General features: G+C 73.0%; 23 protein-coding genes, 1 pseudogene and 1 riboswitch. Of the genes and pseudogenes, 18 read left to right on the top strand and 6 right to left on the bottom strand.

Annotated features, from left to right (window positions below; all coding sequences use genetic code 11):
* Nucleotides 1–29: 29 nt before the first annotated feature.
* A riboswitch (FMN riboswitch) is annotated at nt 30–160 on the top strand.
* 217 nt (nt 161–377) lie between these two features.
* From ribD to ABZY57_RS08840, 11 genes are all read left to right on the top strand, one after another.
* Entirely contained in the window at nt 378–1469 is a 1092-nt protein-coding gene (gene ribD / locus ABZY57_RS08790) for a bifunctional diaminohydroxyphosphoribosylaminopyrimidine deaminase/5-amino-6-(5-phosphoribosylamino)uracil reductase RibD (protein WP_356509634.1), read from the top strand.
* Nucleotides 1470–2108, top strand: coding sequence for a riboflavin synthase (locus ABZY57_RS08795; protein ID WP_356509579.1), 639 nt, complete (start codon nt 1470–1472; stop codon nt 2106–2108).
* Nucleotides 2105–2758 carry a nicotinamide mononucleotide transporter family protein gene (locus ABZY57_RS08800; protein WP_356509581.1) on the top strand — a complete coding sequence of 218 codons (654 nt, stop codon included), beginning with the start codon at nt 2105–2107 and terminating at the stop codon, nt 2756–2758. The genes ABZY57_RS08795 and ABZY57_RS08800 overlap by 4 nt, the downstream gene beginning before the upstream one ends.
* Entirely contained in the window at nt 2755–4056 is a 1302-nt protein-coding gene (locus ABZY57_RS08805) for a bifunctional 3,4-dihydroxy-2-butanone-4-phosphate synthase/GTP cyclohydrolase II (RefSeq protein ID WP_356509583.1), read from the top strand. The genes ABZY57_RS08800 and ABZY57_RS08805 overlap by 4 nt, the downstream gene beginning before the upstream one ends.
* A 53-nt stretch (nt 4057–4109) precedes the next feature.
* The gene (gene ribH / locus ABZY57_RS08810; protein ID WP_007262951.1) at nt 4110–4595 is read left to right on the top strand and encodes a 6,7-dimethyl-8-ribityllumazine synthase; all 486 of its coding nucleotides are present in this window, start codon (nt 4110–4112) and stop codon (nt 4593–4595) included.
* 58 nt (nt 4596–4653) lie between these two features.
* On the top strand, nt 4654–4935 hold the full coding sequence (locus ABZY57_RS08815) for a phosphoribosyl-ATP diphosphatase (protein ID WP_250741528.1): 282 nt from the start codon (nt 4654–4656) through the stop codon (nt 4933–4935).
* A 119-nt stretch (nt 4936–5054) separates the two neighbouring features.
* Nucleotides 5055–5903 carry an ATP phosphoribosyltransferase gene (gene hisG, locus ABZY57_RS08820; protein ID WP_356509586.1) on the top strand — a complete coding sequence of 283 codons (849 nt, stop codon included), beginning with the start codon at nt 5055–5057 and terminating at the stop codon, nt 5901–5903.
* A 67-nt stretch (nt 5904–5970) separates the two neighbouring features.
* Nucleotides 5971–6435, top strand: a complete 465-nt coding sequence (locus ABZY57_RS08825; RefSeq protein ID WP_356509588.1) for a PH domain-containing protein — start codon at nt 5971–5973, stop codon at nt 6433–6435.
* 200 nt (nt 6436–6635) lie between these two features.
* Nucleotides 6636–8042 carry a hemolysin family protein gene (locus ABZY57_RS08830; protein ID WP_356509590.1) on the top strand — a complete coding sequence of 469 codons (1407 nt, stop codon included), beginning with the start codon at nt 6636–6638 and terminating at the stop codon, nt 8040–8042.
* A complete protein-coding gene (locus ABZY57_RS08835; RefSeq protein WP_356509592.1) occupies nt 8039–9118 on the top strand; it encodes a hemolysin family protein in 1080 nt (359 codons plus the stop codon). Before ABZY57_RS08830 ends, ABZY57_RS08835 begins: the two co-directional genes overlap by 4 nt.
* A gap of 85 nt (nt 9119–9203) precedes the next feature.
* Complete coding sequence (locus ABZY57_RS08840) at nt 9204–9644, top strand: hypothetical protein (RefSeq protein WP_356509594.1); 441 nt, start codon at nt 9204–9206, stop codon at nt 9642–9644.
* Between the two features lie 48 nt (nt 9645–9692).
* Here the strand turns inward: ABZY57_RS08840 and ABZY57_RS08845 are convergent, their stop codons facing one another.
* On the bottom strand, nt 9693–11642 hold the full coding sequence (locus tag ABZY57_RS08845) for an AAA family ATPase (protein ID WP_356509596.1): 1950 nt from the start codon (nt 11640–11642) through the stop codon (nt 9693–9695).
* A gap of 401 nt (nt 11643–12043) precedes the next feature.
* On the bottom strand, nt 12044–12679 hold the full coding sequence (locus ABZY57_RS08850; RefSeq protein ID WP_356509598.1) for a hypothetical protein: 636 nt from the start codon (nt 12677–12679) through the stop codon (nt 12044–12046).
* Between the two features lie 325 nt (nt 12680–13004).
* Between ABZY57_RS08850 and ABZY57_RS08855 the strand changes: the two genes are divergently transcribed.
* The 3 genes from ABZY57_RS08855 to ABZY57_RS08865 all read left to right on the top strand — a co-directional run bounded on the left by ABZY57_RS08855 (nt 13005) and on the right by ABZY57_RS08865 (nt 15194).
* Nucleotides 13005–14414, top strand: coding sequence for a C39 family peptidase (locus tag ABZY57_RS08855; protein ID WP_356509600.1), 1410 nt, complete (start codon nt 13005–13007; stop codon nt 14412–14414).
* 84 nt (nt 14415–14498) lie between these two features.
* Entirely contained in the window at nt 14499–14924 is a 426-nt protein-coding gene (locus tag ABZY57_RS08860) for an SPW repeat protein (RefSeq protein ID WP_356509602.1), read from the top strand.
* 117 nt (nt 14925–15041) lie between these two features.
* Nucleotides 15042–15194: an SCO1431 family membrane protein gene (locus ABZY57_RS08865; RefSeq protein WP_356509604.1), complete on the top strand. Its 153-nt coding sequence runs from the start codon at nt 15042–15044 to the stop codon at nt 15192–15194.
* On the opposite strand, the gene ABZY57_RS08870 is transcribed toward ABZY57_RS08865, so the two are convergent.
* From ABZY57_RS08870 to ABZY57_RS08880, 3 genes are read right to left on the bottom strand one after another with little or no spacing between them, the layout of a single operon-like run.
* Nucleotides 15191–16156, bottom strand: coding sequence for a hypothetical protein (locus ABZY57_RS08870; protein WP_356509606.1), 966 nt, complete (start codon nt 16154–16156; stop codon nt 15191–15193). The two genes, ABZY57_RS08865 and ABZY57_RS08870, sit on opposite strands and share 4 nt — an antisense overlap.
* Nucleotides 16153–17115 carry a DUF6114 domain-containing protein gene (locus ABZY57_RS08875; protein WP_356509608.1) on the bottom strand — a complete coding sequence of 321 codons (963 nt, stop codon included), beginning with the start codon at nt 17113–17115 and terminating at the stop codon, nt 16153–16155. Before ABZY57_RS08875 ends, ABZY57_RS08870 begins: the two co-directional genes overlap by 4 nt.
* Nucleotides 17106–17654: a DUF6230 family protein gene (locus ABZY57_RS08880; RefSeq protein WP_356509636.1), complete on the bottom strand. Its 549-nt coding sequence runs from the start codon at nt 17652–17654 to the stop codon at nt 17106–17108. The genes ABZY57_RS08875 and ABZY57_RS08880 overlap by 10 nt, the downstream gene beginning before the upstream one ends.
* A gap of 188 nt (nt 17655–17842) precedes the next feature.
* Between ABZY57_RS08880 and ABZY57_RS08885 the strand changes: the two are divergent.
* From ABZY57_RS08885 to ABZY57_RS08895, 3 genes and pseudogenes are all read left to right on the top strand, one after another.
* Nucleotides 17843–18355: pseudogene (locus ABZY57_RS08885) on the top strand (TetR/AcrR family transcriptional regulator); the annotation flags it as partial.
* Nucleotides 18356–18883: 528 nt separating this feature from the next.
* Entirely contained in the window at nt 18884–20053 is a 1170-nt protein-coding gene (locus tag ABZY57_RS08890; protein WP_356509610.1) for an acyl-CoA dehydrogenase family protein, read from the top strand.
* A gap of 59 nt (nt 20054–20112) precedes the next feature.
* A complete protein-coding gene (locus tag ABZY57_RS08895; protein ID WP_356509612.1) occupies nt 20113–20481 on the top strand; it encodes a GNAT family N-acetyltransferase in 369 nt (122 codons plus the stop codon).
* Nucleotides 20482–20485: 4 nt separating this feature from the next.
* Here the strand turns inward: ABZY57_RS08895 and ABZY57_RS08900 are convergent, their stop codons facing one another.
* Nucleotides 20486–20701 carry a hypothetical protein gene (locus tag ABZY57_RS08900; RefSeq protein ID WP_356509614.1) on the bottom strand — a complete coding sequence of 72 codons (216 nt, stop codon included), beginning with the start codon at nt 20699–20701 and terminating at the stop codon, nt 20486–20488.
* Between the two features lie 571 nt (nt 20702–21272).
* On the opposite strand from ABZY57_RS08900, the gene ABZY57_RS08905 reads away from it, so the two are divergent.
* Nucleotides 21273–22406, top strand: a complete 1134-nt coding sequence (locus tag ABZY57_RS08905; RefSeq protein WP_356509616.1) for a hypothetical protein — start codon at nt 21273–21275, stop codon at nt 22404–22406.
* Nucleotides 22407–22475 lie beyond the last annotated feature (69 nt).

The following is a 22475-nucleotide window of genomic DNA, read 5'->3' on the forward strand; positions in this document are numbered from 1 at the left end:
CCGTGGCACACTGGCTTCAGTACCAGTAGCAGCGCACTCCGGGGTCGGTGTAATTCCGAACCGGCGGTTATAGTCCGCGACCCGTCCGCAGCCAGCGGCCGGTTGACCAGGTGAAATTCCTGGACCGACGGTTAAAGTCCGGATGGGAGGCAGTGCGCGGCGGGCCAGTCACCGGTACGCCGCCGTCGGCGGTCCACCGGCACATCCCTCGGGACGTGCCGTCGAACGGACCGTGTTTCCGGCCTCGGCGTTCCCGCGTGTGCTACCCGCTTCATCTGTCGTATCCCGACAGGCCCCGGAGTCCGTGCCCGATGAGGCAGGAGGACCCGGTGGCGACCCACGCCGCGCACGCAGCACCCGACGCGGGCACCCGCGCCATGCGCCGAGCCATCGAGCTCGCCGCCCGCGGACTCGGCTCCACCAGCCCCAACCCGGTCGTCGGCTGCGTCATCACCGACGCCTCGGGCAGCATCGTGGGCGAAGGCTGGCACGAGCGGGCCGGCGGCCCGCACGCCGAGATCCACGCCCTGAACGCGGCGGGCCCGGCGGCCCGCGGCGGCACCGCGTACGTCACCCTCGAACCCTGCAATCACACCGGCCGTACGGGCCCCTGCTCCCGCGCCCTCGTCGCTGCCGGGATCGCCCGCGTGGTCTACGCCGTCTCCGACCCGAACCCGCAGGCCAGCGGCGGCGGCGCCACCCTGCGCGCCGCCGGGATCGACACCGCGGCCGGACTGCTCGCCGAGGAGGCCGAGGCGGGCAACGCCGCCTGGCTGACCTCCGTGCGCCTGGGCCGCCCGTACATCCTGTGGAAGTACGCCGCGACCCTCGACGGCCGCATCGCGGCCGCCGACGGCACCAGCCGCTGGATCAGCTCCCCCGAGTCCCGCGCCGACGTCCACCGGCTGCGCGCCGAGTCCGACGCCGTGGTCGTGGGCTCCGGCACCCTGCGCGCCGACGACCCGCACCTCGCGGTACGGGGGATCGACGGCTTCAGCGCCGCCGACCAGCCCCTGCGCGTGGTCCTGGACACCCACGCCACCATCCGGCCCACCGCCCGCGTCCTGGACGAGGCCGCGCCCACCCTGATCGCCGTCGCCGAGGATGCCGACACCCGCCACCTCGCCGGAGCGGAGCTGGCACGGCTCCCGTACGACAAGTACGGGATCTCCGTGGACGCCCTGCTGCGCGAGCTGTACGGGCGCGGCATCCGTTCCGTCCTCCTCGAAGGCGGCCCCACCCTGGCCGGCGCCTTCGTCGCCGCCGGGGCCGTCGACAAGGTCGTCGGCTATCTGGCCCCCGTCCTCCTCGGCGCGGGCCCCGCCGCCCTCGCCGACGCCGGCATCGGCACCCTCGCCGACGCGCTCCGGCTCCGGATCACCGAAACCGTCCGCATCGGCACGGACATCCGCGTCACCGCCGTCCCCGCGCCGGCTCCCTCCGCCCCCACTGCCCTCAAGGAGCACTGAGTGTTCACCGGAATCGTCGAAGAACTGGGCGAGGTCGTCGCCGTCGAGGAGCTCGCCGAAGCCTCCCGCTTCCGCCTGCGCGGCCCGGTCGTCACCGAGGACGCCAAGCACGGCGACTCCATCGCCGTGAACGGCGTCTGCCTGACGGTCGTGGAGACCGGTGACGGCGAGTTCACCGCCGACGTCATGCAGGAGACCCTCAACCGCTCCAGCCTCGGCGCCCTCACCCGGGGCTCCCGGGTCAACCTGGAGCGCCCGATGGCGCTCGGCGGACGGCTCGGCGGCCACCTGGTCCAGGGGCACGTGGACGGAACCGGCGAGATCCTCGACCGGACCCCCTCCGAGCACTGGGAGATCGTCAAGGTCGCCCTCCCGGAGAACCTCTCCCGCTACGTGGTCGAGAAGGGCTCCATCACGGTCGACGGCGTGAGCCTCACCGTGGTCGAGGCCGCCGCCGACTGGTTCACCATCAGCCTCATCCCCACCACCCTCGCGCTGACCACCCTGGGCATCAAGAAGCCCGGCGACCCGGTCAACCTCGAGGTCGACGTCCTGGCGAAGTACGTGGAGCGGCTGCTCGCGGCCGGCGTCACCCCCCTGGCCCCGAACGTGCCGCACCGGACGGGGGAGTCGCAGTGAGCGCCCTGACCTGGCTCAACACCGAGGCCTTCGAGGTCTTCGACCAGAAGGTCATCTGGTCCGACATGATCGGCAACCTGATCGGCCTGGGCGCCCTCGCGCTCGGCTGGCGGCGCTCCATATGGACCTGGCCCGCCCAGCTCCTCTCCGGCCTGATCCTCGTCGGCGCCTACGCCTCCGCCCACCTCGCGGGCGGGGTCGGCAAGCAGCTCCTCGTCATCGGCGTGGCCGCGTGGGGCTGGCGCGCCTGGCGGCGCGGCAAGCAGGACGCCCAGGACGGCTCCATCGCCGTCCGCACCGCCTCCTGGAAGGAGCGCGGCCTCCTGCTGGCCGGCGCGGCCGCCGGGACCCTGGCCGTCGGCGGACTGTTCACCCTCTACCCGAGCCTGTCGTGGAGCCCGTGGGCCGACGCCTACATCTTCGTCGGCACCATCGTCGCGATGGTCGCCCAGGCCCGCGGCCTGGTCGAGTTCTGGTTCGCCTGGCTCCTCGTCGACCTGGTCGGCGTACCCCTCGCCTTCAACAGCGGACTGGCCTTCTCCGGCCTCGTCTACGTCGTGTACTTCGCCCTCGTCGTCTGGGGCGCCTACGACTGGTACCAGCGCTCGCGCACCACCACCGCCCCGGCTCTGGAAGGAGCAACGGCATGACCTCCCCGAACCCCGTCCTGAAGCCCGTGCCCGACGTCGAGTTCGAGACGTTCCGGCTCGACCCCGTCGAGCAGGCCATCCGCGACATCGCGGCCGGCCGCCCGGTGGTCGTCGTCGACGACGAGGACCGCGAGAACGAGGGCGACCTCGTCATCGCGGCCGAGAAGGCCACCCCCGAGATCATCGCGTTCATGATGAGCGAGTGCCGCGGCCTGATCTGCGCCCCCCTGGAGGGCGACGAGCTGGAGCGGCTCGAACTCCCGCAGATGGTCCAGCACAACACCGAGTCGATGCAGACCGCCTTCACCGTCTCCGTCGACGCGAGCGGCGCCCACGGCGTCACCACCGGCATCTCCGCCGCCGACCGCGCCACCACCCTGCGGTTGCTGGCCGACGGGGTCTCGGGCCCCGCGGACTTCGTCCGCCCCGGGCACGTCTTCCCGCTGCGCGCCAAGCCCGGCGGCGTCCTGGTCCGCAACGGCCACACCGAGGCCGCCGTCGACCTCGCCCGCCTCGCGGGCCTGCGTCCGGCCGGAGCCATCGTGGAGATCGCCGGCGAGGACGGGGTGATGCTGCGGCTGCCCGAGCTGATCCCCTTCGCCCGCAAGCACGGCCTGACGATCATCTCCATCGAGGACCTGATCGCGTACCGCCGCTCCGCCGAGCCGACCGTGCGCCGCGAGGCCCAGGTCAATCTGCCGACCGCCTTCGGCCAGTTCACCGCGTACGGGTTCCGCTCCACCGTCGACGGCGTCGAGCACGTCGCCCTCGTCCACGGCGAGATCGGCGACGGCGAGGACGTCCTGGTCCGGATGCACTCCGAATGCCTGACCGGAGACATCTTCCAGTCGCAGCGCTGCGACTGCGGCCCCCAGCTGCACACCGCCATGGAGCGCGTCCAGGCGGCCGGCCGCGGTGTGATCGTCTACCTGCGCGGCCACGAGGGCCGCGGCATCGGCCTGCTGTCGAAGCTGCGCGCGTACGAGCTCCAGGAGCGCGGCCGCGACACCCTCGACGCCAACCTGGAGCTGGGCCTGCCCGCCGACGCCCGCGACTACGGGGCCGGCGCGCAGATGCTCGCCGACCTCGGCGTCCACAGCGTCCGGCTGCTGACCAACAACCCCGAGAAGTCGGCGGCGCTCATCAGCCACGGCATCAAGGTTTCCGACCGGGAGCCGATGCCCATGGAGGCGGGCGAGCACAACCTCCGCTACCTGCGCACCAAGCGGGACCGGATGGGCCACGACCTGCCCTGGCTGGACGGGGCCACGGCCACGTCCGCCTGCGGCAACCAGTAACACCACCCCGAGCACCACCCCACACCACACGAATCGCACCGAGGAGCAGAGCTGTGAGCGGCAAGGGCGCACCCGAACTGAGCGTGAAGAACTGCGGAGACCTGCGCGTCGCCGTGATCGCGGCCCAGTGGCACGAGAAGGTCATGGACGGCCTGGTGGACGGCGCCCTGAGGGCCCTGCACGAGCTGGGGATCGACGAGCCCACCCTGCTGCGCGTCCCGGGCAGCTTCGAGCTCCCGGTCGTGGCGAAGGTACTGGCCGGGCGCGGCTACGATGCCATCGTCGCCCTCGGCGTGGTCATCCGCGGCGGTACCCCGCACTTCGACTACGTGTGCCAGGGCGTCACCCAGGGCCTGGTGCAGGTGTCGATCGACACCGGAGTCCCCGTCGGCTTCGGCGTGCTGACCTGCGACAACGACGAGCAGGCGCTGGACCGCGCAGGGCTCGAGGGGTCGAACGAGGACAAGGGGCACGAAGCGGTCACCGCCGCCGTCTCCACGGCCATGACCCTGCGGACCGTCAGCGAACCCTGGCGCTAGTCCAAGGAGTGAACCCAGGAGCTGGGGCACCGGGGTGAGCCCGTACCCTAAGGACATCATGGCGAACACACCCTCCAAGAGTTTCGAAGAGCTCTTCACCGAGCTCCAGCTCAAGGCCGCCAACGGCGACCCCAGCACCTCCCGTACCGCCGAGCTCGTCGGCAAGGGCGTCCATGCCATCGGCAAGAAGGTCGTCGAGGAGGCCGCCGAAGTCTGGATGGCCGCCGAGTACGAGAGCAAGGAAGCCGCCGCCGAGGAGATCTCGCAGCTGCTCTACCACGTCCAGGTGATGATGGTGGCGCGCGGGATCTCCCTCGACGACGTCTACGCGCACCTCTAGGCCGCAGTTCTCCGGCCGCGGCATTTCCGTGCGGCCCCCGGCACACGCTGCCGGGGCGTCCGCGCGTCCACAACCCGTACCAGCACACCCTTTCGCACCTACGCACCAAAGGAAGCCCCATGCTGCGCATCGCCGTCCCCAACAAGGGTTCACTCTCCGGACCGGCGTCGGCGATGCTCCATGAGGCCGGCTACCGGATGCGCAAGGAGTCCAAGGAGCTCGTGGTCGTCGACCCCGAGAACGAGGTGGAGTTCTTCTACCTCCGCCCGAAGGACATCGCGATCTACGTGTCCTCCGGCAAGCTCGACATCGGCATCACCGGCCGCGACCTGCTGCTCGACTCCGGCGCCAGCGCCGAGGAGATCCTGCCGCTGAACTTCGGCCGCTCCACCTTCCGCTACGCCACCATCCCCGGCACCGCGAAGGGCCCCGAGGACTTCCACGGGATGACCATCGCGACCTCGTACGAGGGAATCGTCGCGAAGCACCTCGCCGAGAAGGGCATCGAGGCCTCCGTCGTCCACCTCGACGGCGCGGTCGAGACCGCCATCCAGCTCGGCGTCGCCCAGATCATCGCCGACGTCGTCGAGACCGGCACCAGCCTGCGCAACGCCGGACTGGAGGTCATCGGCGAGCCGATCATGACCTCCGAGGCCGTCGTCATCCGCGGGAACGGCACCGACCCCGAGGACCCGCAGGCCCAGCAGTTCCTGCGCCGCCTCCAGGGCGTCCTGGTCGCCCGCAGCTACGTGATGATGGACTACGACTGCCGCGCCGAGCACCTGGAGCGCGCGGTCGCCCTCACCCCGGGCCTGGAGTCGCCGACCGTCTCCCCGCTGCACAACGAGGGCTGGGTCGCCGTCCGCGCCATGGTCCCCGCCAAGGAGGCCCAGCGGATCATGGACGACCTGTACGAGCTCGGCGCGCGCGCGATCCTCACCACCTCGATCCACGCCTGCCGCCTCTGACGGCTTCGCCGGCGCTCCGCCGCGCGCACCCTCACCATCCGGCACCACCCGAAGGCACCTGACGAACATGGCCGACGCCACCGCCCCGCCCGCCCTGCCCGCCCTGCCGGTCACCTTCCGGCCGACCCGCACCCGGGCCGTCCTGCTGGGCGTGGGCGCCGCCATGTTCGTCACGATCACGGTGATCGCGCTGATCCTGGAAACCCTGCACCCCGGTGAGCGGATCGCCTTCGTCTTCACCGCGGCCCTGCTCTCCTCCGTCCTCGTCCTGCTCAGCCGCCCCAAGGTGGTCGCCGACGAGACCGGGGTCACGGTCGTCAACCTCACCACCACCCGCCGCCTGGAGTGGGCGCAGATCCTGCGCGTCAACCTCCGCCCCGGTGACGCCTGGGTGTTCCTCGACCTGAACGACGGCACCAGCCTGCCCGCCCTCGGCATCCAGCCCGGGGTCGCCAAGGCACAGGCGATCGGCGACGCCCGCGCCCTGCGCGCCCTGGCCGAAGCCCACGGAACCGGCTCAAAGAACGACTGACGCCGGCCGACCTCGTCGCTGCGTCCCATTGCGGCGGCGATCTCAATGACTAACCTGGTGTGGGGGCGCGACCGTGCGCCCTCCCACCGGCCCCGGGACCCCGAGGCCCGTGGGCACCTGCAACTCGAGGAGTGACTCCCTCCAGCAATGGACGGATCGTCCGGTAGTACACGCGCCGCCCTCCCCACGGAGGCGGCGGCATGACCATCCCGCTACTCCTGCTCGCGGCGGCATTCGCCCTGATCCTCGCCAACGGTTTCTTCGTGGCGGCCGAATTCGGCCTCGTCACCGTCGAGAGACCCGAGGCCGAACGCGCCGCGGCCGAGGGCGACCGCCGTGCCCGCACGGTCGTCGCAGCCCTGCGGGAGCTGTCCTTCCAGCTCTCCGGCACCCAGCTCGGCATCACCATCACCTCCCTCGTGGTCGGCATGCTCGCCGAGCCCGCCCTCGCCGCCCTGCTGGCCGGGCCGCTCGAAGCGACCGGCCTCCCCAAGGGCGCCGTACCCGGCATGGCCGTCGTCATCGGCATGCTGCTCGCCTCCGCCGTCCAGATGGTCGTCGGCGAGCTCGTCCCGAAGAACTGGGCCGTCTCCCGGCCGCTCCAGGTGGCCCGTTTCGTGGCCGGCCCGCAGCACGTCTTCTCCCGGGTCTTCCGGCCGGTCATCGCGGGCCTCAACGCCGTCGCCAACCGGCTCGTCCGGGCGCTCGGCGTGGAGCCGACCGAGGAGATGGCCTCCGCCCGCACCCCCGGCGAACTGGTCTCCCTGGTCCGGCATTCGGCCCAGGCCGGCGCCCTGGAACAGGACACCGCCGACCTCTTCGTGCGGACCATCTCGCTGGGCGAGCTCACGGCGCAGCTGGTCATGACCCCCCGGGTCAAGGTCAGCGCCCTCCAGCACACGGCCACCGCGGCCGACGTGCTCAACCTGACCCGCGCCACGGGTCTGTCCCGCTTCCCCGTCTACCGCGAGCGCATCGACGAGATCACCGGGGTCGTCCACCTCAAGGACGCCCTCGCCGTGCCCGAGTCCGAGCGCGCCCGCACCAGCGTCAGCGGGATCTGCGTGGCCCCGCTGCTGGTGCCCGGCTCCCTGCCGGTGCAGCCGCTGCTGGAACGGCTGCGCAGCGAACAGCCCATGGCCGTGGTGGTCGACGAGTACGGCGGCACCGCCGGCGTCGTCACCCTGGAGGACATCGTGGAGGAGCTCGTCGGCGAAGTCCGCGACGAGCACGACCTCGCGGAGGACGGCAGCCCCGAACTGGCCGCCGTACCCGCCGAGGACGGCCGCCCCTCCTGGGAGGCCGACGGGAGCTGCCGCGTGCAGACCCTGCGCCGGATAGGCCTGGAGGTCCCCGAAGGCCCGTACGAGACCGTCGCCGGGCTCGTCGCCGACCTGCTCGGCCGCATCCCCGCCCCCGGGGACCGCGCCGAACTGCCCGGCTGGAAGCTCTCCGTGCGCCAGGTCCGCCGCTACCGCGCCGAGCGGGTGCGCCTCGTGCGCACCGCTCCCGCGGGCCCCGGCGTGCCGGGCGCCGAGGGGCTCGGCTTCGGCAGGACCGGCCCGGTACCCGCCGCCGCGGAGCTGGCACAGGTGGGTGGCCGGTGAACGCGCTCCAACTGCTGTTCGCCCTGCTCCTCGTCCTGGCCAACGGCTTCTTCGTCGGCGCCGAGTTCGCCCTCGTCTCCGTCCGGCGCAGCCAGATCGAACCCCTGGCGGCGGGCTCCAAGCGGGCCCGCCAGGTGCTCCACGGCCTGGAGAACCTGCCGCGCATGATGGCCGCCGCGCAGTTCGGCATCACCGTCTGCTCGCTCACCCTCGGAGCCGTCGCCGAGCCCACCGTGGCCCGGCTCCTGGAGCCCGTCTTCCATGCCGCCCACGTGCCGGAAGGCCTGATCCACCCGCTGGGCTACGCGGTGGCCCTGACCGCGGTGATCTTCCTGCACCTGGTCATCGGCGAGATGGTCCCCAAGAACCTCGCCATGGCCGCCCCCGAGAAGACGGCCCTGTGGTTCAGCCCCGGACTGGTCGCCTTCGCACGGGTCTGCGGACCGGTCACCACGGCCCTCGGCGCCTGCGCCACGCTGATCCTGAGGCTCTTCAAGGTGGAGCCCAAGGACGAGGTCGAGGCCGTCTACACCTCCGCCCAGCTCGGCCGCCTGCTCATGGACTCCCGGCAGGCCGGTCTTCTGGAGCCGGTGGAACAGGAGCGGCTGGAGGACGCGCTGGAGCTGGGCAGCCGCCCGGTCACCGACGTCCTCCTCGCCCCGGACCGGCTGGTCACGGTCGGCCCGGCGGTCACCCCGCGCCAGATCGAGCAGCTCACGGTCCGTACGGGGTACTCCCGCTTCCCCGTCCGCGCCGACAGCGGTGCCTTCATGGGCTACCTGCACGTGAAGGACGTCCTGGACCTGGAGGACCGGGAACGGGCCGTGCCCCAGCGGGTCTGGCGCCGCATGACCACGGTCTGCTCGACGCTCCCGCTGGACGACGCCCTCACCGTGATGCGCCGCGACGCCACCCACCTGGCGCAGGTCGCGGACCCCTCCGGGCGGGTGCTCGGCCTGGTCGCGATGGAGGACGTCCTCGAAACCCTGGTCGGCGAGGTCCGCGACCCGGCGCACCGCACGGGCCCGCCCTCGCGGCGGCCCGAACTCCGCCCCGAGGGGGCACTCACCGGCTGACGCCGTCGCCGGACCTGTCGCCCGACGGGTCCGGCGACCGCGGTGTACCGCCGTGCTCGTGACGGGGCGGCGGGAGGAGGCGTTCATGCGATCCGCCGAACACGAGGACGAGGACGAGGACCCGGACTTCCGGGACACGGCGCGCGAGGTGCTGGACCGGCTGAGGGAGGACCCCGACGCCCCCTCCCCGGTGGCGCGCCGGCTGCGCGAGGTGCTCCTCGACGGACTGCCGGCCGAACACGTGCGCGTCGTCGCCGCCTTCGAGCGCGAACCCTACGCACCGGCCGCGGCCCTGGCCCTCGAAACGGCCTTGGGGGAACGCGCGGCGGCGGACCCGGAGTTCGCGGACCGGGTCCAGGCGCTGCTGCAAGGCAGGCTCGGCGACGGCGGGGCGGACGAGCGGTGGGCCGAGCAGTACGGCGGACGGCCCCTCTGGGCAGGCTGGTTCCTGATCGCCGCGGCCGTCGCCTTCCTGGTCCTCTCCGCCTTCGCGGCCTGCTCCGGCCCGGTGCCGGACATGCCGTAGCGCGCACGGGGTTGCGGGATGCCGGCGCGATGCGGGCGCCGGAGGCACTCACAGGGGCGGCGGCTCCGGCCGCTCCTGGGGACCGCGGCCCGACAGGACCTCCCCGTACGCCTGCATCAGGTCCGCCAGCCGCAGGGTGGACAGGTCGTCCCGGGAGGGGTCACCCGCGAAGCCGGCCAGCCGCAAGTCCCGGTACGCGCAGCTCTTCTCGTACAGCGTGCGCAGGAAGCGCCCGTTCCCCAGCTCGTCGATCCACCCCTGCTCCACCACGTGCCCGCTGATGCTCCGCAGCTCCTCCCACGCCTCCTCGTCCCACCGGTCGCCGTTGGCGTCCGCCAGCACTCCGCCGATCGAAGTGAGTTCCAGCGGCCGGTAGCTGGGGAAGTCCACCCGTGTGGTGAACCGCGAGGACAGCCCGGGATTCGTGGCGAGCAGCCGGTCCATTCCCGCCGGATAGCCCGCCAGGATCACCACCAGGTGGTCGCGGTTGTCCTCCGCCCGTTTCAGCAGCACCTGCAGGGCCTCGTCCCCGTACGCGTCGCCCTTGCTGTAGCCGGAGTTGGAGAGGCTGTACGCCTCGTCGACGAACAGCACCCCGCCGATCGCCGAGTCGATGAGCTCGTTCGCCTTCACGGCGGTCTGCCCGAGGAACTCGCCGACCAGGTCCGCGCGCCCGGCCTCCACGAGATGGTCGCCGCCGAGCAGGCCCAGCGCGTAGAAGACCCGGCCCAGGATCCGCGCCACCGTGGTCTTGCCCGTGCCCGACGGCCCGGAGAAGACGAAGTGCCGCTTCGGCGGCTGCACCGGCAGCCCCAGCCCCGTCCGCAGCCTGGCCATGTGCAGCTGCGCGGAGAGCGCCTTCACCTGCCGTTTGACCGGCTCCAGGCCCACCATCCGCTCCAGCTCCGCGAGCGCCTCGGCCAGCGCCGCCGGATCCGCCGGCCCGGCCGGCAGTCCCACCGGTCCCGGCTGCGCGGGGAGCGAGGCCTTGCGGCGTGCGCCGGCCGGCAGTCCCGCGCCGGGCCCCGGCGCCCCCGGCCCGTGCCGCGGCTCCGGCGGGTCGCCCGCCGTCAGCGGGTCGGGATCCGGCTGCCCGTCCGCGGCGAGCCCCTGGACCGGGCCGCCGCCCAGCGCCACCGCCGCGAAGTCCCCGCCCGACGGGGCCGGACCGTGCCCGCCGAGGGACTCGTAGCCGGCGCCGCTCGCGTACCCGGCCAGGCCGTCGGCGTCCTCGCTGTCCTCGATGGCCGTCAGCCGGGCCGCCGTGTCCATGAACGCCGGGTCCACCCGGTGCACCGCCCGGTACAGCGGCAGCGCCGCCGCGCTGCGGCCGGTCCCCTCGTGCGCCCGCGCCAGCCAGTACCGCAGCTCCTTGCGCTGGGGCTGCTCGCTGCGGCAGCGCATCAGCGAGGCCGCCAGGAGGGGCTCGGCCTGCCCGTACATCTCCAGCCGGACCCGGGCCATCCCGCCGAACAGGCCCGCCTCGATGCCCAGGAGCGGATCGTCGACCAGCGATTCGGTGGAGCGGACCAACTGCTCCCAGTCCTTGACCAGGTACGCCCGGCAGGCGTGCAGGAAACGCACCTGCGGGTCGGTGTCCACGGGCGGCAGGGCCGCCAGCGCCTGGTCCAGCTCGGGGACGTGGCGCCCGTCCAGCCAGTGCGAGGCGTGCGCCAGCAACAGGTCCCGCCTGGTCTCCAGTACCGGCTGCACCCACCAGCCGAGCCAGTACCAGGAGTTCAGCGTCCGCCGGTGGCGGGCCCGCTGTTCCCCGAAGCGGTCCCGGTGGGCGTACATGCGCAATAACGCGTTCGTGGTGTCGACGCGGAGCGCGTGCAGGCCCAACCAGGCATCCGCCATAGCCGGATCCAGTCGTACGGCCGTCCGGAACTCCTCCTCGGCCTGCGGGTAGGCGCCCATCGTGCAGGCGTCCACTCCTCGCAGCCAGGCGAGTTCGGCCGGGGCGTGCGCGCTGCTGCCGTGCGCGGCGAAGTCCATCACATCCCCCACAAGCCTGCCCCCGTGGTGCCCAGCAATCCCCGCGATGCGTAAGCGAGTTGTCGCTGCGCCGATGAAATCAGGGGTGCATCGTACCTGCGGTTACGCACCTTACGTAGGGCGCGGGGAAGACGGGCCGGGCGCGCATCGGAGCGGTTCACGGTGACGCAGGGTGAGGAATTGGCCGGGATGTGCCCCCTGCGACACCGCGGCGGAGGAGTGCCGGGCGAGGCGTGACGGGGGTCCGGGGGGCGGCACGGAGCCCCCGATCACGGGGGAACAACCGGGGGCTCCGTGCCTGCGGCGGCCGGTGAGGGCCGCTTCTACAGAACGTAAGGCCGTCCCGGCCCCCGGGTCAAGCGGCCTGGAGGCGCCCGCGGCAAGGCTCTTTCCGTGGCCGCTCAGCCCTGGGGGGCCTCACTACCCTCCGTCACGCAAGCATCGATTTCAGCCGCCCCAGCGGCACCGGAAGTCCACTCGTATCCCGTACCGCTCTGCCGCACCAAGGTGTCCGCGAAGGGGCGCGAAGGATCATCCGAGAAGTGCGCGAGCTCCGCACGCTCCCATCCGTCCCAGAAGTCGGAAAGTTCACGCCCGTCCCGGTTGCGTCCGCGCCCCCAGGACTTCGCACGCGGGGTCTCCATCCACAGCAGCCGCGCCAGGTACGGGCGCAGGGCCCGCCGACCGGCGCCGACCCCCTCCACGAGCAGCACCGGACCCGGCTCCAGCACCCGTTCGGGCCCGAACCGCCGCTCGACCCAGTCGTACGGCTCCCAGTGCGCGGCCCGCCCCGCGGCGAGCGGATCCAGCACCTGCGCCCGCAGCCGCCCCACCCAGCCGAACAGCTCCTCATGGGTGGCCACATCGTCCAGCCGCACCACGGGAACCCCACCCAACGCCTCGGCGAGCGCCCCCGCGAAGGTGGTCTTCCCGGACCCGGCGTGCCCGTCGATCCCGACGAGGCGGACGGGTCCGAGGGAGGGCGGCAGGGCGAGGATCTCGCGCACGAGGGGCTGAAGGGACGACTGATGTTCCACGCCCCCACCGTATGACCTCCGCCCCCCGCACGACGGACCGGGCCTGCGGGGAATCCGGCCCCTCCGGCGTTCGGGGAGCGCCGTTCCCGGGGGCGGACACCCGGGAGCGGCGCCGCACCCGGCAACGGGTCCGGGCGGAGCCCGGGGATCGGCGAGGGGTGGGCAGGGGACTGCGCCCCGCAGGGCCCGCCCCCGGGGAGCGGGGGGAGAGGGGGGCCGGGTTCCGTCACCCCGACACGGCCCCTCGGCTTCACGGCCCCGCAGGCGGGAACTGGAAGGGTGGGCGGAAGCCGACCCGCCGCACCGACCCCTGGGGGCCACGCCGATGACCGCACCCACACCCCGCCGCGCCCTCCTGGCGGTAGCCCTGGCGGCAGCCGCGGCCGCCGTCCCCGGCCGAGCCTCCGCGGCCGGGCCGAAGCCCGCCACCGGGGGACCGGGGCGGGCCGCCCCGGCCACCCTGCCCCCGGCCACCGCCGAGGCCGCCGCCGGAGCCACCCGCAAGACGGTGGACAACCGCTTCTGGTACTCCTACGCCCACTGGACCGCCGGCCTCCACCAGGGCACCACCGCCATCGGCGGCGCCCGCCCCGGCCTGGAGATCAAGACCCCGACGGGCCGCACCGAGTACGCCGACCCGCACACGGGCAGGAAGAGCACCTGGGAGTACGCCACCTGGACCTCCCCGGTCCACACCTCCACCGTGCCCGCCACCGAGGCCATCGCCTCCTGGAACGCCCGCACCCCCGCCGGCACCTGGATCCAGGCGGAGTTGCGCGGCACCTACACCGACGGCACCGCCTCCCCCTGGTACGTCATGGGCCGCTGGGCCTCCGGCGACGGTGACATCCGCCGCACATCCGTGGACGGGCAGACCGACGGCAAGTCCACCGTCTGGACGGACACCCTGGCCGTGGACGCCCCCGCGAGCGGGCTGCGGATCAAGGACTGGCGGCTGCGCCTGACCCTGTACCGCAAGCCCGGAGCGAGCCGCGGCCCCACGGTGTGGCTGGCCGGAGCCATGGCCTCGGACGTCCCGGACCGGTTCACCGTTCCCGCCTCCGCCGCCTCCGGCGGGGCCCACGAGCTGAAGGTACCGAGGTACTCGCAGGAGACGCACGCCGGCCAGTACCCCGAGTACGACAACGGCGGCGAGGCCTGGTGCAGCCCCACCTCCTCGCAGATGATCATCGAGTTCTGGGGCCGCAGGGCCAGCGCCTCCGCCGTGGCCTGGGTCAAGAAGGGCTACGCGGACCCGCAGGTCTGCCACGCGGCCCGCTCCACCTACGACGCCGCGTACAAGGGCTGCGGCAACTGGCCCTTCAACGCTGCCTACGCCGCCACCTACCGGCAACTCGCCGGCGTCGTCACCCGCCTCGGCTCCCTCACCGACCTGGAGACCCTGGTCCGGGCCGGGGTCCCGGTCATCACCTCCCAGTCCTTCACGGCCGAGGAGCTCACGGGCGCGGGCTACGGCACGGCCGGACACCTGATGACCGTGATCGGCTTCACCGCCGCCGGAGACGTGATCGCCAACGACCCGAACTCGGCCGACAACGCCGCCGTGCGCCGCGTCTACCGGCGCCGGCAGTTCGAGAACAACTGGCTGCGGACCAAGCGTCACAACGCGGCCGGCAAGGTCGTCTCCGGCACCGGAGGCGTCTGCTACCTCTACGGTCCGATCAGGCCGAACGCGGCCCAGGTCCTCGCGCTGAAGGCGGTCGGCGTGCTCTGAGAATTCGCGTTGCCGCAGGTGGCATGTAAGTGGAACATAAAGGGCAAAAGGGCATTAGGAGCTTCTCATAGGAGGCAGCCCGCCATGACTACCCAACCGAGAATCGAACACCACCCCGACCTCGCCGAGATGCGCTCGCGGTTCGAGCGGGTCACCAGCACCCCGAGTGCCCAGGCCGTCGAGGCGCTGGCCCTGATGACGGGCCTCTACATCGCCGCTTCGCCGTGGATCGCCGGATTCAGCGGGCTCAGCTCGCTGGCGATCAACAACCTGATCGCGGGCCTGGCGTACTGCCTGTGCATGAGCGGACTCGGCTCCGCCTACGAGCGCACCCACGCCATGGCCTGGACGGCGGTCGGTCTCGCCGCCTGGACGATCGTCGCGCCCTTCGTCATCGCCGGCGACGTCAGCACCACCCGCACGGTGTGGAGCAACGTCCTTGCCGGCGCCATCGCCCTGTGCCTGGCACTGGCGATGGCGGGCATGGCGGGCCGCGACCGCAGCACCTGATCCGGCACGCACCCCTCACGCCCCCGGTCCGCACCCCGCGAACCGGGGGCGTGAGACATGCCACCCGTGACGATCGTCTCTACCGCGAGGGCCGCCCCCGCTGTCACATTGGAGGGCATGACCGCACACAGCGCCGCCCCCACCGCCCCCGCCCTGGTCCGCACCGGCGGACCCGAGGACGATTCCTCCTCCTGGCTGGAGCACGTGCTCGGCTGGACCCTGGTCGTGGTCGTGGCCATGTTCGTCACCCAGGTCGGCTGGTTCTTCTAACCTCCGACCCGGCCTCCGGCACCGTCCGCGGTGCCGCCTCCGGCCCGCGCGTCCGCCGCCTTCGGCCCGGCCTTCGGTTCGGCCTCCGGCTCCACCCGCCAGTGCCGGTCCGGAACGCCCACCAGCCCGTACAGCGCCCGCACGGGCGAGCGCGCCGGCAGCAGCACCGCCCCGGCCAGCAGGGCGAACGCCCCGATCCCGGCCCACCACCCCAGTAGCCGGACGAGGACGCTCGCGGCCACCGCCCCCGCGAACGGCAGCCCGTAGACCCCTGCTCCGGCGATCGCCACCGCGAGCACCCGGGGCACCTTGAGGTCCGCCGCGGCGCCCGGCAGCCGCCAGCCCTCCACCAGCCAGCCGATCTCGGCCAGCAGCATCGTGCCGATGACGGCCGTCCCGAAGATCAGCACGGCCAGGAAGGTGCCCGAGGTCGCGAAGGCCAGGCACTGGTTGACCACCGATTCACCGGCGTCGCCGTCCGCGGACCAGCCGGCGAAGGCCCGTGGATCGGCGCTCAGCAGCCGCTCGTACCCCGTGCCGTCCCATCCGTGGATCAGGGTGAAGAACAGCAGGAAGTACCCGGCCACCGCCTGGAGGTACCCCCAGTACCCGGCCCCGACCAGGACGAACAGCCGCGCCGCCAGGAACCCGAGCAGCGCGCCGACCACCACCGAAGCCCCGTAGAAGAGCGCGAAGCCGGCCCACACCCCGTCGTGGTCGCGGGCCACGTGCATCGTCGACCAGGCCGGGTTCTGCCACAGCAGGTACGCCCCGGTCGGGGCGGGCAGCAGCGCCGCGTAGAGCAGGGTGAGCGCCAGGTACGGATCGGCGGCGCGGCTCCTCGTACGGACCCCCTCGCCCCGGACCGACCGCTCCCACCACTGGAGCTGGCGCCCGGCGGCCACCGCGAAGGTGGCGCCGATGCCGTACGCCCACAGCGGCGCGGCCTGGACGGGGATCACGAGGCCACCAGCCGCAGATCGTCGGTCCTGATCACGTCGGACGTGACGAGCGCCTGCTCCGCGCTCACCTGGGTCATGAAGACGAACGGCGGGATGACCGGGGGAGCCGGCAGCCCGTCGGGGCTGAAGGTCACGCACAGCAGCCCTTCGATGCAGCCGCTGAACCTCGTCAGGTACAAGGTCACGTCCCCGTTCAGGTCGAGCCTCTTGGCGGCGAGCCCGTACTCGTCGTCTCCGTCGCGGGTGCGGAGCTCGTAGTCGGTGAGCGTGGCGGCCCGCATCCGCAGCACCAGCACCTTCAGCGGGCCGTCCACGGTGGGCACGTGCGTGATCCCCGCGAAGGCGAACCCCTGCGGGGCGAAGAGCGAGGTGGTCACGGTCGGAGGAGTCCGCGCGGCCATCGGCGGACCGGCCCGGGCGGCCCTCGCCTCCCCGGCGCCCGCCACCAGCGAGGCGAGCAGCACCACCGGCAGCGCGGCCGCCAGCGTGCGCGGCCCGCTGCCGTCCAGGCTCGGGACGTACGGCCCCTTCTCGCCCGCCTCCGGATCGGGCAGCGGGGTCCAGCCGAAGGCCAGCGCGCTGCCCGCGATGCCGAGCAGCATGCCGAGGAGGAAGCCCCCGAGGTTGGTCGCCACGAAGGACAGCACCGAGAGCAGCAGCGCGTGCACGGAGACGTAGGCCCGGGCCTGGGGCAGCAGCCACAGGAACAGGCCGGCGGCGATCAGCGCGAGGCCGATCCCGATGGCGGCGATCCCGCCGAGGCCCAGGCTGACCAGCACGGTGAGCGGGGAGAGCGGGACCAGCAGCAGCTCGGTCCCGCCCAGGATCACCAGCAGCCCGCCCCAGAAGGGACGGGTGCGGCGCCAGGCGCGCAGTCGCCGCCGGGGGCCGGGCAGCGGGAGCCGCCGCTCCAGCCACCCGCTGCCCGGCCCGGCGGCGGCGCGCGGGCCTAGAAGCACTTCTTGCCGTCCAGGCTGACGTTCAGCTTCAGGCCCTTGAGGTGGAAGTTGCCGCCGGTCGCCGACCAGGCGTGCGACTTCACGTCCACGACCTCGATGTCCCCGGCCTGGAGGCCGAACGTGCCGGCCTCCCCCTTGATCCCGCCGACCTGGTCGAGGGTGGAGGCGTCGCGGCCGATCTGGGCCGTCCCGAAGACGGCGTCCCCGGCCAGGTCCTCGCCGTCGATGACGAGATTGCTGGCGGTGACGTTGCCGGCCGGGCCGCCGGCGGTCAGTTTGAAGACGACCTTGCCCACCGGGGTGTCCACCTCGGCGGCCTGGCAGATGTCCGTGAGGGTGGCCTCGCCGATGCCGAGCAGGGCGACGGGATGCCCCTTGCCGTCGACGGAGCGGTCCGTGTGCACGTAGGAGGCCAGGCCCTTGCTGCTCAGTTTGGACGAGGCGACCTGGAAGCTGGTCCCCGAGACGGCGAAGGAGGCGGCGAGCGCGCCCTGCGCCATGACCACCGCCATCGCCCCGACCGCGACGACCGCGGGCATCGCGACGGCGGCGGTCCTCTTCCAGTCGACCCGGCCCTCGGGGGTCCTTCTCGTCGTGCTCGTCCTGCCGTTGCCCATGATGTGTTCCTCCCGTACGTCGTCCGGTGCGCAGGGGGAGTGCAGAGGGGGGTGCACAGGGGTCTGCCATACTGCGGGCTTCCTGTGGCAGTTCGAGGCTAGGGCTGAATTTGAATAATAGTCAACAGCGCGGAACGACCGGACGTTCGCAGGTTCGGAGGGCCGAACTGATAGCGATCGGCCGCAAGTTGTTCGCCGACACCTCGTACGACGCGCTCTCCATGGACGACATCGCCAAGCACGCGGGCGTGGCCAAGGGGCTCATCTACTACTACTTCAAGAGCAAACGCGGCTACTACCTGGCCATCGTCGAGGACTCGGTGGCCGAGCTCGTGGCCCGCGCTGCGGGCGAGAGCGAGCTGCCCAACGCGCAGCGGGTGCGCACCACCATCGACGGCTACCTGCACTACGCCGAGCACCACCAGGCCGCGTACCGCACCATCGTCACCGGTGGCGTCGGCTCCGACTCCGAGGTCCTCGCCATCCGCGACGCCGTCCGCGAGGAGCTCATCGCGACCATCGCGGAAGGCGCGTACGGCCGCCGCGCGATCCCGCCGACCGCCCGGCTGGCACTGGTCGGCTGGCTGGCGGGCGTCGAGGGCAGCACCCTCGACTGGATCGGCCCGGCGCAGGTCCCGGCGCAGGTCCCTGCTCAGGCCTCGGCTCAGGCCTCGGATCAGGACTCCGCGCGGGCCCATGACGAGAGCACGGGTGAGAACCCTGGTGAGGGCCCTGGCGAGGGCCCCGAAGAGGCTGGCGGCCGGACCTCTGAGGAGACCCTTGACCGAACCCCTGGCCGGACCCCTGAGCACGCCGTTTCCCAGGCCCGGGAGGGCCGCGGGACGGGGGCTCCCGGGAACCCCGGCCACCCCGACCGGGCCGAGTTCGGTGCCTTGCTCGTGCGCACGCTGCGCGCGACCCTGACGGTGATCGAGGAGTTCGTCCCCGAGTGCCCGGCCCCACCCGTCCCCGAGGAGGATCTCCCGCCCGTGACGGGAAGCCCCTGATCGGGCATACTCAACCGCCGCAGCCCCTTGAACAGGACCTTCCCGCGATCCGGGAGGGCACCATCGGCTGTGAGCCCCGAGACCCGGCGACGCGTACCACCCTCACGCGCCGCCCCGTGCTTGACGAGTGAGGAGAGCGCCGCCATGACCGACCGCGCGCCGCAGGTGGACCGATCGCTGCCCACCGAGGAGTCCCGCGACCTGCTCGCGCTCGTACGCGAGATCGCGCAGCGGGAGATCCGCCCCCGGGCCGCCGAGGAGGAGGACGCCGGCGGTTTCCCCCGGGAGGTCTTCACGCTCCTCTCCGAGGCCGGACTGCTCGGGCTCCCGTACGCCGGTGAGTTCGGCGGCGGCGACCAGCCCTACGAGGTCTACCTCCAGGTGCTGGAGGAGCTGGCCGCGGCCCGCCTGACCGTCGGGCTCGGTGTCAGCGTGCACTCGCTGGCCTGCCACGGCCTGGCCGGCTACGGAACCAAGGAGCAGCAGGGCGCCCACCTGCCCGCCATGCTCGGCGGGGGACTGCTCGGCGCGTACTGCCTCTCGGAGCCGGCCTCCGGCTCGGACGCGGCCTCCCTGACCACCAAGGCGGTCCGGGACGGCGGCGACTGGCTGATCACGGGCACCAAGGCCTGGATCACCCACGGCGGCGTCGCCGACTTCTACACGGTGCTGGCCCGCACCGGTGCACAGGGCCCGAAGGGCATCACCGCGTTCCTGGTCCCGGGTGACGCGGAAGGCCTCACCGCCGCCGTCCCCGAGAAGAAGATGGGCATGAAGGGCTCGCCCACCGCCCAGCTGCACTTCGACGGCGTACGGGTTCCCGACTCGCGCCGCATCGGCGAGGAGGGCCAGGGCTTCAGCATCGCCCTGGCCGCCCTGGACGCGGGCCGCCTCGGGATCGCCGCCTGCGCGATCGGCGTGGCCCAGGCCGCCCTGGACGAGGCCCTGGCCTACGCCCTGGACCGCAAGCAGTTCGGCCACCCCATCGCGGACTTCCAGGGCCTGCGGTTCATGCTGGCCGACATGGCGACGAAGATCGAGGCGGGCCGCGCGCTGTACCTGGCGGCGGCACGGCTGCGGGACGCGGGCAAGCCCTTCTCCCGGCAGGCGGCGATGGCCAAGCTCTTCTGCACCGACGCGGCGATGGCCGTCACGACGGACGCGGTCCAGGTGCTGGGCGGCTACGGCTACACGGCGGACTTCCCCGTCGAGCGGCTGATGCGCGAGGCGAAGGTCCTCCAGATCGTGGAGGGCACGAACCAGATCCAGCGCATGGTGATCGCCCGCCACCTGGCGGGCCCCGAATCCCGGTGACCGGTCGGCCCGGGGCGGAACCGGCCGCGGGGGAGCCGCAGGCCGGGGTGCATCTGACCGTGGGGGAGCCCCTGGCCGACCTCGAGCTGAACGGACTGTTCTCCGCGTCCTGGCCCGGGCACCGGGACACGTCCTTCGCGCCGGTCCTGGCCCGCAGCCTGACCTGGGTCACGGCGCGCAGGGCGGGGCGGCTGGTCGGCTACGTCAACGTGGCCTGGGACGGGGGTGCGCACGCCTTCGTACTGGACACCACGGTGCACCCGGACGAGCGCCGCCACGGGCTCGGGGTGCGCCTGGTCCGGGCGGCCGCCGAGGCGGCCCGGGGCGCGGGCGCGCAGTGGCTCCACGTGGACCACGAGCCGCACCTCGGCGCGTTCTACGCCCGGTGCGGTTTCCGGCCGACGTCGGCCGGCCTCCTCGCGCTGTGAGCGGTCAGCCGCTGAAGAGGGGGCCGTTCGGCCAGATCGGCGAGGAGGTGATCCGGGACCACTCCGGATCGCGCTGCCCCGGCAGGGTCCGGCCGTCCTCCTCCCACCGGGTGAGCAGCGCGCGGTAGATGGGCGGGTCGGGGGCCTGCCGAACCGATTCTTCGTACCCTGCGGCCGGCGCCCTTCGGCGGCGCCCCACCCTCGGCGTGGAAGTCTCCATCGCGGTCATACCGGGCCAACGCGCCACCGGACCCACGGGTAACCCCGCCCATCCGTTCGACCTGTCCCCACCCGCGCCCCGCCTGAGCCCAACCCCCGGCCGTGTACGCGGCACCCCTGCGGGCCGATGCCGGCCAAATCCGGCCCCGCCGGCGTTTGAGGCGCGGGGGCGCGGGGGCCGGCCCCCGCAACGTCGCCGCACCGGCCAAGGGGTCCGGGGCGTCGCACCGGGGAGCGGGTCCGGGGCGCAGCCCGGGGAACGGGCGAAGGGCGGGTAGGGGACCTCGCCCCGCAGCACGGAAGAGCGCGGCCGATCCACCTCGGAGCGCCCCCGACGAGTCGGAGCGCCCCCGACGAGCACACCCGGCCCGACGGCCCCCACCCCCAGCCCCCTAGGGGGACCTCACGCCCGGGAGGGCCCACCCCCCCGCCGACGGCCCGCCCCAACCGGGCCCCCGCACGACGTGTCTCCCTGACAGTTCGTGCCACAACCCTGGCCCCCGCCCGGCCATCTGACGTACCGTCATCTCCGCTCAGGTGTCAGCCCACGCACCCGTATCCGGAGGTTCGCCATGCCCGCCGACCGGCCCGTACCGCTCGATGAATACCCCATCCACCAGGCCCCGTTGTCGATGAAGCACCTCGTCACCGGCGACCGCAACGCCTACGACCGCTGCATCTTCCACGTCTTCGACCACGCGGGCCGTGCCGTCCTGATCCTCGGCCTCGGGGTCTACCCCAACGCCGGTGTCATCGACGCCTACGCCACCCTTCGCGTCGGCGACGAACTCCTCGCGGTCCGAGCCTCCGACGCCCTCACCGACGACCGCATGAACCTCTGCGTCGGCCCGCTCCGCATCACGGTCGACGAGCCCCTCCGGCGGCTCACCCTCTCCTGCGCCGCCGATCCCGAGGACCCCGAGGGACTCTCGTACGAGATCACCTGGACCGCGCAGTTCCCCGCCGTGTGGGAGCCCCACCACACGCAGCGCCGGGGCGACCGCCTCATCCTCGAAGGCCGCCGCTTCGTGCAGGCGGGCAGCGTCACCGGCACCATCCGCGCCAAGGGCGAGGAGTTCACCCTCGACGCCGACTGGACCGGCACCCGCGACCGGAGCTGGGGCGTGCGCCCGATCCCCGGCGAGGAGGGCGGCCGCGCCGCCGAGGAGCACCGGCCCGAGGGCTTCCACTGGCTCTGGATCCCCGTCCGGTTCGAGGACCGCTTCCTGATGGTCATCACCCAGGAGGACGCCGACGGCCACCGGGCCCTCAGCGAGGCCGTCCAGGTCTTCCCCGAGGGCAGTGGCCGCCACGACGTGCAGCTCGGCTGGCCGCACACCGACATCCGCTACCGACCGGGCGGCCGCCACCCCGAGAGCGCCGTCGTCCACCTCACCGATCCGGCCGGCCGCAAGCCCCTGGAACTCGGCGTGGAGATCCTGAACTCCTCCCCGCTCGCCGTCGGGGCCGGCTACCCGCCCTCCGCCGACTGGCAGCACGGCACCTGGCAGGGCCGCGGCTGGACCGACCGCCGCACCTACGACCTCTCCGACCCCGCGGCCCACCCGATGGCCGCCTTCGGGGTCACCGACCACTCGGCCCGCTTCACCCTCGAAGGCCGCACCGGCTACGGCATCTTCGAGCACGGCAGCTTCGGCCGCCACGACCCCAGCGGCTTCGCCGACTACGGCTCGGTGGCCCCGTAGCCCCGCCCGCCGGACGGACCGACCGGCACCGCAACCTCAGCCTCAGCCTCAACAGTCAAGCCAGAGAAG

Source organism: Streptomyces sp. NPDC006450 (assembly GCF_040612195.1).
GTDB lineage: Bacteria > Actinomycetota > Actinomycetes > Streptomycetales > Streptomycetaceae > Streptomyces.

Excerpts from the sequence above, each read along its gene's own strand:
- ABZY57_RS08855 (WP_356509600.1), top strand. The coding sequence starts at position 13,005 with ATGACCGCACCCACACCCCGCCGCGCCCTCCTGGCGGTAGCCCTGGCG.
- ABZY57_RS08805 (WP_356509583.1), top strand. The coding sequence starts at position 2,755 with ATGACCTCCCCGAACCCCGTCCTGAAGCCCGTGCCCGACGTCGAGTTC.
- ABZY57_RS08840 (WP_356509594.1), top strand. The coding sequence starts at position 9,204 with ATGCGATCCGCCGAACACGAGGACGAGGACGAGGACCCGGACTTCCGG.
- ABZY57_RS08905 (WP_356509616.1), top strand. The coding sequence starts at position 21,273 with ATGCCCGCCGACCGGCCCGTACCGCTCGATGAATACCCCATCCACCAG.
- ABZY57_RS08880 (WP_356509636.1), bottom strand. The coding sequence starts at position 17,654 with ATGCCCGCGGTCGTCGCGGTCGGGGCGATGGCGGTGGTCATGGCGCAG.
- ABZY57_RS08815 (WP_250741528.1), top strand. The coding sequence starts at position 4,654 with ATGGCGAACACACCCTCCAAGAGTTTCGAAGAGCTCTTCACCGAGCTC.
- hisG (WP_356509586.1), top strand. The coding sequence starts at position 5,055 with ATGCTGCGCATCGCCGTCCCCAACAAGGGTTCACTCTCCGGACCGGCG.
- ABZY57_RS08830 (WP_356509590.1), top strand. The coding sequence starts at position 6,636 with ATGACCATCCCGCTACTCCTGCTCGCGGCGGCATTCGCCCTGATCCTC.
- ABZY57_RS08825 (WP_356509588.1), top strand. The coding sequence starts at position 5,971 with ATGGCCGACGCCACCGCCCCGCCCGCCCTGCCCGCCCTGCCGGTCACC.
- ribD (WP_356509634.1), top strand. The coding sequence starts at position 378 with ATGCGCCGAGCCATCGAGCTCGCCGCCCGCGGACTCGGCTCCACCAGC.
- ABZY57_RS08860 (WP_356509602.1), top strand. The coding sequence starts at position 14,499 with ATGACTACCCAACCGAGAATCGAACACCACCCCGACCTCGCCGAGATG.
- ABZY57_RS08865 (WP_356509604.1), top strand. The coding sequence starts at position 15,042 with ATGACCGCACACAGCGCCGCCCCCACCGCCCCCGCCCTGGTCCGCACC.
- ABZY57_RS08890 (WP_356509610.1), top strand. The coding sequence starts at position 18,884 with ATGACCGACCGCGCGCCGCAGGTGGACCGATCGCTGCCCACCGAGGAG.
- ABZY57_RS08845 (WP_356509596.1), bottom strand. The coding sequence starts at position 11,642 with ATGGACTTCGCCGCGCACGGCAGCAGCGCGCACGCCCCGGCCGAACTC.
- ABZY57_RS08900 (WP_356509614.1), bottom strand. The coding sequence starts at position 20,701 with ATGGAGACTTCCACGCCGAGGGTGGGGCGCCGCCGAAGGGCGCCGGCC.